This window comes from Acinetobacter sp. ANC 5600, from assembly GCF_002018395.1.
Taxonomy (GTDB): domain Bacteria; phylum Pseudomonadota; class Gammaproteobacteria; order Pseudomonadales; family Moraxellaceae; genus Acinetobacter; species Acinetobacter amyesii.
This window is the reverse complement of the sequence record NZ_MVKW01000007.1, coordinates 96,685-109,288: the sequence shown is the minus strand read 5'-3', so window position 1 is coordinate 109,288 and position 12,604 is coordinate 96,685. Positions and strand designations below refer to the sequence as shown.

Here is a 12,604-nt window from a genome sequence, read left to right as displayed (position 1 = left end):
TTCATTTAAGTAATTGGTGTTAAAAATCAAATATTAATATATTGGATAAAAAATAAACGTTGAATTTTGCAGTTATATTTTTTGATTACGAAAAATAATAATTCCCGAAAAATATAAGGGCTATTTCTGCTATATTATGAGGCGTTTTTCACATGATTAAATCATAAATTATAAGGCTCTGGAATGTTGCAACTCTCGGAACTAAAAATAGCAGTAATTGGGTTGGGCTATGTAGGTTTACCTTTAGCTGTTGAATTTGGTAAAAAAAGCCCAGTTGTTGGTTTTGATATCCATCAAAAAAGAATCGATGAATTAAGAAGTGGTCAAGATCACACTTTAGAAGTTTCGCCTGAAGAATTAAAAAAAGCAGAATATTTACAATTTTCAGCTGATTTGGACGATTTAAAAAAATGTAACTTCTTTATTGTGACTGTGCCAACCCCGATTGATGGTGTAAACCGACCAGATCTAACTCCGTTGCGTAAAGCAAGTGAAACGATAGGCAAAGTAATATCTAAGGGCGATGTTGTTGTTTACGAGTCGACGGTTTATCCAGGCGCAACAGAAGAAGTTTGTATTCCGGTTATTGAAAAAATATCAGGATTAAAATTTAACCAAGATTTTTACGCAGGCTATAGTCCAGAACGTATTAATCCAGGTGATAAAATAAATACACTCACCAAGATCAAAAAAATTACCAGTGGTAGCACACCTGAGATCGCAAATTTAGTTGACGCTGTATATAGCAGTATTATCACAGCAGGCACTCATAAAGCTGCAAGTATTAAAGTCGCAGAGGCAGCTAAAGTGATTGAAAATACGCAGCGTGATTTAAACATTGCGCTAGTAAATGAGTTGTCAGTGATTTTTGATCGTCTAAATATAGATACTATAGATGTATTAGAGGCTGCTGGTAGTAAATGGAACTTCTTACCTTTCCGTCCAGGTTTGGTGGGTGGTCACTGTATTGGTGTTGACCCGTATTATTTGACACATAAAGCAGAAGAAGTGGGATATAACCCACAAGTAATTTTGGCGGGCCGCCGTATTAATGACAACATGGCGCAATATGTTGCTCAATCTACCATTAAGCATATGGTTAAAAATGGAATTGATGTTACCACTGCAACTGTCGGTATCTTGGGTGTGACGTTTAAAGAAAATTGCCCTGATATTCGTAACAGTAAAATTGCGGATGTCATTGCTGAATTTAAACAGTGGGGCGTAAACGTTGTGGTTTGTGATCCTTGGGCAGATGCAGCAGAAGTACAGCATGAATATGGCGTTGAATTAGGTCAGGTTGACGCTGAACACCAAGTTGATAGTTTAGTCGTTGCAGTGGGTCATAATGAATTCCGTGATATGTCCGCTTTAGAATTACGTAATTTGGTGAAATCCGAAAAACCTGTCATTGCAGATGTGAAAAGTTTGTTCGATCGCGATCAATTAACTGCTCAAGGTTTTACTGTATTCCGTCTCTAATCTGAAAATTAAGAAGTTTTATAAATGAAAAAATTTGCCCTTATCGGTGCTGCTGGTTATATCGCTCCACGTCACTTAAAAGCGATTAAAGAAACAGGTAACGATTTAGCCGTTGCTATGGATGTAAACGATTCTGTTGGGATTATGGATAGTCATTTCCCTGAGGCTGAATTTTTTACTGAGTTTGAACAGTTTGAAGCCTATGTTGAAGATCAGAAGCTGAAAGGCCAAAAATTAGATTACGTTGCGATTTGCTCACCAAACTATTTACATGCACCTCATATGAAATATGCCCTAAAAAATGGTATTGAGGTGATTTGTGAGAAGCCATTGGTTTTAAATTCAGAAGACTTAAATATGTTAGCTGAGTATGAAAAACAGTATGGTGCAAAAGTAAACTCAATTCTTCAATTACGCTTACATCCTTCAATTATTGCTTTACGCGATAAAGTACAAGCTGCGCCTGCTGATAAAGTATTTGATGTCGATTTAACTTATCTAACTTCACGTGGTAAATGGTATCTAAAATCGTGGAAAGGTGTAGATAAAAAATCTGGCGGCGTAGCAACCAATATTGGTGTGCATTTCTATGACATGCTGCATTTCATTTTTGGTGATATCGTTAAAAATGAAGTACATTTTCGTGATGAAAAAACTGCATCTGGCTATTTAGAATATGAACGTGCTCGTGTTCGTTGGTTCTTGTCTATCGATGCAAATAACCTGCCATCAAATGCTGTAAAAGGTGAAAAGCTAACCTACCGTAGTATTACGATTGAAAATGAAGAATTAGAATTTTCAGGCGGTTTTACAGATTTACATACGCAGAGTTATCAACGTATTTTGGAAGGCAAAGGCTACGGTGTGGAAGAAAACCGAGCAGCAATTGAAACAGTGGAAGTCATTCGTGTTGCTCCTATTGTGGAAAACCCTGCGAACCCACATCCATTATTAGCTAAAGTAAAATAAATCAGGGAATGATTATGAGTTTTTATCAACATGAAACAGCGATTGTTGATGAAGGTGCGCAAATTGGAAGCGATTCGCGAGTTTGGCATTTTGTTCACGTATGTGGCGGTGCCAAAATCGGTCAAGGCGTATCTTTAGGACAAAACGTATTCGTTGGCAATAAAGTCGTTATTGGCGACCATTGTAAAGTTCAAAATAACGTGTCGGTATACGATAACGTGACCTTGGAAGAAGGTGTATTTTGTGGACCAAGCATGGTTTTCACCAATGTGTATAACCCACGCTCTTTAATTGAACGCAAAGACCAATATCGTAATACCTTGGTTAAAAAAGGTGCAACACTGGGTGCGAACTGTACCATTGTTTGTGGTGTAACAATTGGTGAATATTCGTTTGTCGGTGCTGGTGCAGTCATTAATAAAGACGTACCGGCGTATGCATTGATGGTAGGTGTTCCAGCAAAACAAATTGGTTGGATGAGTGAGTTCGGTGAACAGTTAGATTTACCTTTAACCGGTAATGCAGAATCTGTGTGTTCACATACAGGTGCGATATACCGATTGTCTGGTAGCACTGTAATCAAAGAACAGGCATAAACATGATTGAATTTATTGATTTAAAAGCTCAGCAAGCTCGTTTAAAAGATAAGATTGAAGCGGGTATTCAAAATGTATTAACCCATGGTCAATACATTTTAGGTCCTGAGGTAAAAGAGTTAGAAGAAAAACTTGCTGCTTATGTAGGTGCAAAATACTGTATTACGTGTGCAAATGGTACAGATGCCTTGCAAATTGCACAAATGGCGTTTGGTATCGGTCCGGGTGATGAAGTGATTACGCCCGGATTTACCTATATCGCAACAGCTGAAACAGTTGCAATATTGGGTGCGACGCCTGTCTATGTCGATGTCAATCCAAATACATATAATTTGGATGTTGAACAATTAGAGGCAGCGATAACTCCGCGTACGAAAGCAATTATTCCAGTAAGCTTGTACGGTCAATGCGCTGATTTTGATGCAATCAATGCAATTGCAGCGAAGTATAATATTCCTGTTATTGAAGATGCAGCGCAAAGCTTTGGTGCAACCTATAAAGGTCGTAAAAGTTGTAACTTAACAACTGTAGCTTGTACAAGTTTCTTCCCAAGTAAGCCTTTAGGTTGCTATGGGGACGGTGGTGCGATTTTTACCAATGATGATGAACTGGCAAAAGTGATTCGCCAAATTGCACGACATGGTCAAGACCGTCGTTATCATCACATTCGTGTAGGTATGAATAGTCGTTTGGATACATTACAAGCTGCCATTCTTTTGCCAAAACTTGAAATTTTGGATGAAGAAATGCAAGCGCGTCAGCGTGTAGCAGAAACCTATACCAAACTGTTTAATGAAGCGGGTGTTAATACTACACCATGTATTGAAACACATAATCAGAGTGCATGGGCGCAATATACCATTCAAGTTGAAAACCGTGATGCTGTGCAAGCGAAGCTGAAAGAGCAGGGTATTCCTACAGCGGTACATTATCCAATTCCATTGAATAAGCAGCCAGCGGTAGCCAATGCGAATGTAAGCTTACCTGTAGGTGATGCAATTGCTGAGCGCGTAATGAGTTTGCCAATGCATCCTTACTTGACTGCAGAAGCGCAAGAAAAGATTGTTGCGGCACTTTTGAGTAAATAAGTTGTGAAAAGCCTTCTTGATAAAGTTAATGCAAAGTTAAATGCACAAGGGGGCTTTTTAAAAGCAGTATCCGTCTTGGTTGGAGGTACTGCTTTTGCTCAGTTAATTGGTTTTTTGTGTTTACCCATATTAACGCGTTTATATACTCCAGAAGACTATTCGGTTTTAGGTGTGTATGTTGCAATAGTGGCTATTTTAGCTGTAATTTCATGCTTAAGATTTGATATTGCCATCCCTATTCCAGAAAATGAAAATGATGGAAAGGCTTTATTGCTCTTGTCTTCTTTGAGTAATACAATTTTTAGCATCATTCTTTATGTAGTACTTTTTATAAGTTATCCATACATCCAACATTATAAAATAATTGATCAGCTATCTTACTGGATTTGGTTAATTCCACTTGGTGTATTTGTATCAGGGTTTTACTCTGCTCTACAGTTTTGGGCAACACGACATAAAAGATTTAAAGATATTGCTAAAACTCGCATGACACAAGCTATATCTGGAAATGCTGCAAGTTTAGCTGGTGGCATGTTTTCTGTTGGATTTGGTGGATTGATTGTAGGGCAGCTTTTAAATTTCTCTGGTGGGCTATTTAAGTTAGCTGTGAGTGCCAAAAAGGATTTAGCTGTTGTTAAAAGCAGTCCATTAAAAGCGACATTCGTAAAGTATAGCAATTTTCCCAAGTATTCTACTTTTGAAGCATTGGCGAATGTGAGTGCAATTCAACTACCTTTGATTCTTTTGGCGAGCTATATAATTGGGCCAACAGTTGGGTATTTAATGCTTGCTATGAAGGTTTTAGGTGTGCCAATGGGGTTAATTGGCTCTGCATTCTCACAAGTATATTTAGCAAATGCAAATCAATATTTAGAAAGAAAGACACTTTATTCTTACACAAAATCTATAATATTTAAAATATTTAAAATAACAATTATTCCATTTGTTGTATTGGCTGTAATTTCTCCTTTTATTTTTGGTTATATATTTGGCGATAATTGGAACAATGTTGGATATTATATTTTGGCAATGTTGCCATGGTATTTTATGCAAATATTATCATCACCAGTTTCAATGTCACTTCATGTGATAAATGAGCAAAAAATTGCTTTAAAATTACAAGTCATTGGATTTGTTTTGAGAGTGATTTTCTTATTTATTGTATTGTTTTTTATGGTTGATTACTCTATTTTTTACTATTTTATTTCGGGTTTTATTTTTTACTTGCTATATTTATTTGTAATATTACAAAGGTTAAGGAATTATTAAATGTATATTGTATCTATATTAATGATAATTTTTTTATTATTAGCATTAAAATTCTTTTTACGAATTCCAGTCGCTTTTGGAAATATTAATTTAGTAAGTGTAGTTGTGTATAGAGATTTTGGAGTACTTACAGCGCTTGCTTTGGCTTTCTGGATAACAAGCCCATTAACAAACCAACATTATGTTATGGGGCAAATACCGTTAGATAGTTTAAGAATAGCTCTATATTCAAGTTTTGCTTTTATGGTAATGTTTATCTTTTATGGGTTCTTTTTTAAACAAGTATTTAGAAATTTGGCTTTTAAAATGCCTAAAGCTAATGAAAATTTATTTGTTGATTTAATGAAGATATGGTTAAGTTTAATAATAATATTAATCGTTATTATGTATTTTTCAAACCCACCAGTATTGATGAAGTTATTTGACGGAGCTACGGCGCTCGATATTTCGATAGCAAGGAGTGAAGTTGGGGGGAATAGTTTATTTCAATTACTTAGAAATTCTTGGGTTCCTTTAACATCATATACATGTCTATATCTTTTTTTAAATAATAAAATAAAAAAAAATTGGTTAGTTTTAAGTATTATATGTGCTGTAATATGCGCTCTGTGGAGTGGAGCTAAATCAACTTTAGCAAGTTTAATGTTAGGATACTTAGGTGTATATATCATATCTAAAAAAAATTTAAAATTAAGCAATTTGAAAATAATATTTTTCGCTATTATTTTTATAGCATTTATTTTATTAATGTATTATTTAACAACCCTTCACTCCGACACCACATTCGAAAATATTATTACGACAGCTAAATTTAGATTTTTTGGGCAAGCTGCAGGTGTTGGGTATTCATTTTATATGTATCCAACTTTTTTTGAACATAAGTATTTTACAGGTGTTTCTACATATTTAGCTAATATTTCAGGAAATCAGTTTTCTAGCGTATATGGAGACTTGATCGACTATGCTGTACCTGAATTTGCTGATATTTCTGGTGCTATGTCCTCATTTGCAGCTGGTGATGCGTATGGATTATTCGGATGGTGGGGGATATTAATTGGGCCGGCATTTGCTGCTTTCTTCTACTTTCTGTTTTATTATTTAACAGTGGCAGGAAATGCACGAATCCTATTTATTGGAATGTATGGTTTGTATTTTGGTAACGCTTATTTAGCATCTTCATTTTACTCTTTCGTCTGGCCTGTAGGTATGATATTGACAATTAGTCCTATGCTCGTATTTTATATTTTATCCGCTTTGAATTATGATAAGAAGTAGTTAAATTGTATGAAGAAAATTTTATTTTTAATGCCTAATAGTAATATAGGCTCTCCTGCTTATGAAAGAACAAATGCTTTTTGCGACTTTTATATTAAGCAAAATTTTGAGGTGTATAAAAAACCATACCCTGCTAGCTTATTTCAATTGTTCTTGCTGGTGTGTATGATTTATTCAAAAGGTATAGATTGTATATTTGTATCGCAGCCACCTTTTAAATATTCAATTATATTTGCAATTCCTTTCTTAAAGAAAATCATAGACTATCGTGATGGTTGGTCTATTGCAATAAAAGATGGTTACGGTGGTTTAGTTAAACCTAATATTGTAAAGTCTTTAATCGCAAAATATATTGAATTATTTTGTATAAAAAATAGTGTTTTAACTATAACTTGCACTCCTGGTTTACATAAATATTTATCTAGTATTTGTAGTAATAAAACCCCAATTTTACTTATTCCAAATGGTATTTCTCAGTCTAGATATGATTTGATTAAATCTATCAGTGAAAATAGTGTTGAAAAAAAATCTACGGTTTTAAAGTTTTATTGTGCTGGTAAATTTTCCGAATATGGCGTAAAACGTGCAAAAAACATTATAAATTTGATTAGAGAAAGATATTCATCGAATAAAATTGAAATAAATTTGATTGGATCAGATTATTCTTCAAATAAATGGATTGAAGATTTAGTTGATGATAACTTTAAGTTTAATTTTTTTAATAGAATGAATAAGAATGAACTTTATACTGAGTTGAATAAAGCAGATATATTCTTGACAGTTGTTAGAGATGAACAATATGAGTTAGGTACAAAGGTTTATGAGTATATTGCTTTTGGTAAACCAGTATTTAATTATTTTTCGGGCGTTAATCAGTTTGTAGAATACTTTGATGGTGCTTTCGATGTGAATAATGTTAATGATTTTTTAGAAAAAGAAATTATTCGTGAAAATTTAATTAATATTAATAGAAAGAATTTATTAGATATTGGTGTTTTTAGATGAGGGTTTTATTGTTAGCAGGCGCAAATAGTATTCATACTATTAAATGGGCTAATGGGTTGCAGGAAGCTGGGTTACAGGTCTTCTTGATCAGTCAACATCCATTAATGCATAATTTAGATCAAAGAGTTAAATATTACGAATTACCTTTTAAAGGTAATTTAGGATATTTTACGATGGTTTCGAAAGTAAAAAAATTAATCAACGAAATCAAACCGGATATTATCAATGCACATTATGCCAGTGGCTATGGAACTACAGCAAGGTTAATTGGGTTCCATCCATATGTACTTTCTGTTTGGGGAAGTGATATTTTTTTGTTTCCTAAGAAATCATTTATTCATAAATGGCTTGTAAAAAAGAATCTTTTAAGTGCGGATACTGTAGCTTCAACTAGCCAATGTATGGCAGTTGAAACTTCTAAATTGATTAAACTGAATAAGCCTATTGAAATTACCCCCTTTGGTGTTGATGAATCAGTTTTTTATAACAACCGAATTTACAAACAATCAGGCTTTATCTCTGAAAATAAGATTGTTATAGGGACAGTTAAATCTTTAAAGCCTGTGTATGGAATAGATATTCTTATAGAGGCTTTCGCTTTACTGCATTCGAAATTATGTAAAAGTAAACCAGAAGTAGCGCAAGCGTTATGTTTACGCATTGTTGGTGGTGGTGACGAGTTAGTTAATCTCACTAAACTCGCAGAGCGCTTAAATATTCGTGAGTTTATAGAGTTTGTAGGGCAAGTTGAATATTCACGAGTACCACAAGAATTAGCAAAATTAGATATTTACGTAGCATTAAGCCGAAGTGAGAGTTTTGGCGTAGCAATACTTGAAGCAGGGCTAAATCAATGTCCTGTGATTGTTTCTAATGTTGGGGGACTACCAGAATTAGTTATTGATCATGAGACTGGGATTATTGTGGAGAGTGAGAATATTACTCAAGCAGCGGATGCCATGTATGAATTGATTACACAACCACAATTAATTGCTGAATATGGTAAAAACGCTCAAAAGCAGGTCTTAGAAAATTATATTTGGAAATCCTGCATTACTCAAATGATCCATGTTTTAGAGTCAACAGTAAGCAAGTTTAAAAAAGGTGAGTTATGAATACATCTAAAACCATTTGGCTCATCAACCAATATAGCTCAACACCTGAAACAGCAATGGGCGGAAGACATTATTATCTTGCGCAGGAATTAGCAAAAAAAGGATATAACGTTTATTTAATTGCGGGGCGATATAGTCATTTACTACGTCAACCGAAGCAATTTTCAGAACCATATCTGTTAGAAAAAATTGATAAAAATTTTACCTTCGTCTGGGTGAATTTACCAGAATACCAAGAAGCTCACAGCAAGCAACGTGTGTTGAATTGGTTTAAATTTTCTTGGGCACTGACAAAATTGACATCAGTTATTACTGACCGACCTGATGCAATTTTGTATTCATCTCCTTCACCTATTGGTTACTTAGGAGCTAAGCATCTTGCAAATAAATTTAAATCTAAATTTATTTTTGAAGTTCGTGATATTTGGCCGTTGACATTAATTGAGCTAGGTGGACATTCTCCCAAACATCCATTCATTAGACTCATGCAATGGATTGAAGATCGAGCATACCAAAAGTCAGACTATGTATTCTCTAATCTCTTCAATGCTGTAGAACATATGACGAGTAGGGGGCTAAACCCTAAAAAATTTAATTGGATTCCAAATGGAATATCAATAAATGAGGTCATTCATAAAGAAAATTTGTCTGTAGAAGTTTTATCACAGTTACCAAAGAATAAATTTATTGTTGGCTATACAGGTACAATAGGTGTAGCAAATGCGATAGATGATTTAATTGATGCTGCTAAATTATTGTTGGCGTATAAAGATATTCATTTCGTACTTGTCGGTTCAGGGAAAGAAAAACAGCATTTGGTTCAAAAGGCATTAGATTTAGGATTAGATAATATTACGTTTGTTGATGCCATTCCCAAGAAGCAAATTCAATCGATGTTAAGTACATTTGATATCTGTTATATAGGCTGGCAAAAAAATTCACTTTATCGCTTTGGTATAGCACCGAATAAGCTGCCTGAGTATCTTTTTTCAGCTAAACCAGTGATTCATGCCTTTTATGGAAAAGGCGACATTGTTGAACTGGCAGATGCAGGTTTAACTATCGATGCCGAAAATCCTGCATTGATTGCGGAATCAATCTTGCAGTTATACCATTTACCTGAACACCAGCGCCAAGACATGGGGCTACGTGGGAAGGAATACGTTTTACAACATTTAGATTATTCCAAAATTGCAACCAAACTTGAAAGTATTGTTTTTCCAAAGTGATTCCAATTAATGAAAAGATTGCTTGATATTATTATTGCCTCTATTGCACTTATTCTGCTTTCCCCTCTATATGCATACGTTGCTTATAAAGTGAAAAAAAATCTAGGTTCACCGGTGTTGTTTCGTCAAGTTCGTCCAGGGCTCAATGGTAAGCCATTTGAAATGATTAAATTCCGTACCATGAAAGATGCAGTAGACGCACAAGGTAATCCGCTACCCGATAGCGAGCGCTTGACGCCATTTGGCAAAATGTTGCGTTCAACCAGTTTGGATGAAATGCCAGAGCTTTGGAATGTCATAAAAGGTGATATGAGTGTGGTTGGCCCACGTCCATTACTTATGGAATATTTGCCTTTATATAATGAAGAACAAGCAAAGCGCCATAATGTGCGTCCAGGCATGACGGGTCATGCCCAAGTGAATGGACGTAATGCTATTAGCTGGGAAGAAAAATTCAAATTAGACACATGGTATGTTGAAAACCAGTCCATCTGGCTCGACTTTAAAATCATGTTGAAAACTGTGCAAAAGGTTATTGCTAAAGATGACATTAGTGCAGAAGGTGAGGCAACCATGACTCGCTTTACAGGATCGAAACATAAGGATAAAGAATAATGTCGAATAAATTGATTGGTGTTTATGGTGCGAGCGGCTTTGGTAAAGAGGTTATGCCTCTAGTACGTGTGCAATTTACTGAATTAAATAAAGAACATTTTGTATTTATTGATGACGGTCAGGCAAATACAGATTTAAACGGATATAAAGTACTGAGCTACACGGATTTTATCAATGATTCTAAAAACGATAAACATGTGACAATTGCAATCGCAAATAGCCAAGTACGTGAAAAATTAGTGTCTCGTTTAAATCAGGACAATGTTCAACATTTAGAAATTCAAGCTGCAAATACGGTTATTTTAGATGAAGTAGAAATAGGTGAAGGCAGTCTACTGTGTCCTTTTACATGTATTACTTCAAATATTAAAATTGGTAAATTCTTCCATGCCAACATTTATAGCTATGTTGCGCATGACTGCATTATTGGCGACTATGTTACTTTTGCCCCAGGTGTAAAATGCAATGGCAATATTCATATTGAAGATCATGCCTATATTGGTACTGGTGCGGTGATCAAACAAGGTACACCAGACAAACCATTAGTGATTGGTAAAGGTGCTGTGGTTGGTATGGGGGCAGTCGTGACTAAAAGTGTTCCCGCAGGTGTTACTGTTGTAGGTAATCCAGCCCGAATTTTAGAGAAGAAATAAAGATTTTTAAAAAATCAATTTAGGAAAGAGATATGTTAAACACTGCATTTGAACCGTGGCCAAGCTTTACGCAAGAAGAGGCAGATGCTGTATCAAAAGTATTACTGTCAAATAAAGTAAACTATTGGACGGGTCAAGAATGCCGTGAATTTGAAAAAGAATTTGCCGCTTTTGCAGAAACTCAATATGCCGTAGCTTTGGCAAACGGTACGGTTGCACTCGATGTCGCATTAAAAGCTTTGGGTATTGGGGCAGGGGATGATGTGATTGTCACTTCGCGAACATTCCTCGCTTCTGCAAGCTCTATTGTGACTGCTGGTGCAAACCCTATATTTGCAGATGTAGAGTTAGATTCGCAAAATATATCTGCGCGTACGATCGAAGCTGTTTTAACACCAAATACTAAAGCAATTATCTGTGTACATTTGGCGGGTTGGATGTGTGATATGGATCCAATCATGCAGCTAGCGCACGATAAAGGCATTTATGTTATTGAAGACTGTGCACAGGCACACGGCGCAAAATACAAAGGGAAATCTGCGGGTTCTATCGGACACATTGGTGCATGGTCTTTCTGTCAGGATAAAATCATGACAACTGGCGGTGAAGGCGGCATGGTCACCACTAATGACGAAGCCTTATGGAAAAAAATGTGGTCATACAAAGACCATGGTAAAAACTTTGACAGCATTTATAACAAGCAGCACCCGCCAGGTTTCCGCTGGTTACATGATTCGTTTGGCACCAACTGGCGCATGATGGAAATGCAAGCAGTCATTGGGCGTATTCAGTTGAAAAAAATGGCTGAATGGACCAAGGTCCGTAATGAAAACATGCAGAAAATCTATGCAGCCTTTGCTGAAACACCATATATTACTGTCTCACAGCCAAGTGAGGAATATGTACATGCAGCATATAAATGTTATGTTCAAGTGAATCCAGAGCATTTACCTGAAGGTTGGTCACGTGATCGCATTATGAATGAAATCACGGCACAAGGTGTCCCATGCTTTAGTGGTTCGTGCTCTGAGGTTTATTTAGAACATGCTTTTGATGGAACGCCTTGGCGCCCTGAACAGCGTTTACCAAATGCACAAAAACTTGGAGAAACTAGTCTGATGTTTATTGTGCATCCAACCTTAAGTGAAAGTAGTTTAAGTACAACAATTCACGCAATTCAAAGTGTACTTTCAAAAATTTAATTCATTTTCTGTGTGGCGAGTCTCAGTAATTGAACTCGCTTACATTTTTACATTTGTTTAAAAATGCTAGATCGACTAAAAACATTTTTAGTTCAATTATATAAAT

The 12,604-nt window shown here is 35.5% G+C and carries 12 protein-coding genes; all 12 read left to right on the top strand.

Annotated elements, in window-relative coordinates; all coding sequences use genetic code 11:
- Positions 1–186: 186 nt before the first annotated feature.
- The 12 genes from tviB to B1201_RS14045 are packed head-to-tail and all read left to right on the top strand — an operon-like array spanning position 187 to position 12,498.
- The gene (gene tviB / locus B1201_RS14100) at positions 187–1,482 is read left to right on the top strand and encodes a Vi polysaccharide biosynthesis UDP-N-acetylglucosamine C-6 dehydrogenase TviB (protein WP_078194117.1); all 1,296 of its coding nucleotides are present in this window, start codon (positions 187–189) and stop codon (positions 1,480–1,482) included.
- A 24-nt stretch (positions 1,483–1,506) separates the two neighbouring features.
- Positions 1,507–2,451 (top strand): Gfo/Idh/MocA family protein, encoded by a 945-nt coding sequence (locus B1201_RS14095; RefSeq protein ID WP_078194090.1) that lies wholly within the window; start codon positions 1,507–1,509, stop codon positions 2,449–2,451.
- A gap of 14 nt (positions 2,452–2,465) precedes the next feature.
- Positions 2,466–3,047: a UDP-2-acetamido-3-amino-2,3-dideoxy-D-glucuronate N-acetyltransferase gene (gene wbpD / locus B1201_RS14090; protein ID WP_078194089.1), complete on the top strand. Its 582-nt coding sequence runs from the start codon at positions 2,466–2,468 to the stop codon at positions 3,045–3,047.
- A gap of 2 nt (positions 3,048–3,049) precedes the next feature.
- The gene (locus B1201_RS14085) at positions 3,050–4,135 is read left to right on the top strand and encodes a DegT/DnrJ/EryC1/StrS family aminotransferase (protein WP_078194088.1); all 1,086 of its coding nucleotides are present in this window, start codon (positions 3,050–3,052) and stop codon (positions 4,133–4,135) included.
- Positions 4,136–4,138: 3 nt separating this feature from the next.
- On the top strand, positions 4,139–5,404 hold the full coding sequence (locus tag B1201_RS14080) for an oligosaccharide flippase family protein (protein WP_078194087.1): 1,266 nt from the start codon (positions 4,139–4,141) through the stop codon (positions 5,402–5,404).
- Positions 5,405–6,679 carry a hypothetical protein gene (locus B1201_RS14075; protein WP_078194086.1) on the top strand — a complete coding sequence of 425 codons (1,275 nt, stop codon included), beginning with the start codon at positions 5,405–5,407 and terminating at the stop codon, positions 6,677–6,679.
- A 9-nt stretch (positions 6,680–6,688) separates the two neighbouring features.
- Positions 6,689–7,684, top strand: coding sequence for a hypothetical protein (locus B1201_RS14070; RefSeq protein ID WP_078194085.1), 996 nt, complete (start codon positions 6,689–6,691; stop codon positions 7,682–7,684).
- Positions 7,681–8,799 (top strand): glycosyltransferase, encoded by a 1,119-nt coding sequence (locus tag B1201_RS14065; RefSeq protein ID WP_078194084.1) that lies wholly within the window; start codon positions 7,681–7,683, stop codon positions 8,797–8,799. The genes B1201_RS14070 and B1201_RS14065 overlap by 4 nt, the downstream gene beginning before the upstream one ends.
- Positions 8,796–10,028: a glycosyltransferase family 4 protein gene (locus tag B1201_RS14060; protein WP_078194083.1), complete on the top strand. Its 1,233-nt coding sequence runs from the start codon at positions 8,796–8,798 to the stop codon at positions 10,026–10,028. Before B1201_RS14065 ends, B1201_RS14060 begins: the two co-directional genes overlap by 4 nt.
- 9 nt (positions 10,029–10,037) lie before the next feature.
- On the top strand, positions 10,038–10,643 hold the full coding sequence (locus B1201_RS14055; protein ID WP_078194082.1) for a sugar transferase: 606 nt from the start codon (positions 10,038–10,040) through the stop codon (positions 10,641–10,643).
- Positions 10,643–11,296 carry an acetyltransferase gene (locus B1201_RS14050; protein WP_078194081.1) on the top strand — a complete coding sequence of 218 codons (654 nt, stop codon included), beginning with the start codon at positions 10,643–10,645 and terminating at the stop codon, positions 11,294–11,296. Before B1201_RS14055 ends, B1201_RS14050 begins: the two co-directional genes overlap by 1 nt.
- Before the next feature lie 32 nt (positions 11,297–11,328).
- On the top strand, positions 11,329–12,498 hold the full coding sequence (locus B1201_RS14045; protein ID WP_078194080.1) for a DegT/DnrJ/EryC1/StrS family aminotransferase: 1,170 nt from the start codon (positions 11,329–11,331) through the stop codon (positions 12,496–12,498).
- Positions 12,499–12,604: the final 106 nt, after the last annotated feature.

Bases quoted from the DNA above. Each gene is read 5' to 3' on its own strand.
- wbpD (WP_078194089.1), top strand. From the start codon at position 2,466: ATGAGTTTTTATCAACATGAAACAGCGATTGTTGATGAAGGTGCGCAA.
- B1201_RS14060 (WP_078194083.1), top strand. From the start codon at position 8,796: ATGAATACATCTAAAACCATTTGGCTCATCAACCAATATAGCTCAACA.
- B1201_RS14065 (WP_078194084.1), top strand. From the start codon at position 7,681: ATGAGGGTTTTATTGTTAGCAGGCGCAAATAGTATTCATACTATTAAA.
- B1201_RS14070 (WP_078194085.1), top strand. From the start codon at position 6,689: ATGAAGAAAATTTTATTTTTAATGCCTAATAGTAATATAGGCTCTCCT.
- B1201_RS14045 (WP_078194080.1), top strand. From the start codon at position 11,329: ATGTTAAACACTGCATTTGAACCGTGGCCAAGCTTTACGCAAGAAGAG.
- B1201_RS14075 (WP_078194086.1), top strand. From the start codon at position 5,405: ATGTATATTGTATCTATATTAATGATAATTTTTTTATTATTAGCATTA.
- B1201_RS14055 (WP_078194082.1), top strand. From the start codon at position 10,038: ATGAAAAGATTGCTTGATATTATTATTGCCTCTATTGCACTTATTCTG.
- B1201_RS14050 (WP_078194081.1), top strand. From the start codon at position 10,643: ATGTCGAATAAATTGATTGGTGTTTATGGTGCGAGCGGCTTTGGTAAA.
- B1201_RS14085 (WP_078194088.1), top strand. From the start codon at position 3,050: ATGATTGAATTTATTGATTTAAAAGCTCAGCAAGCTCGTTTAAAAGAT.
- B1201_RS14095 (WP_078194090.1), top strand. From the start codon at position 1,507: ATGAAAAAATTTGCCCTTATCGGTGCTGCTGGTTATATCGCTCCACGT.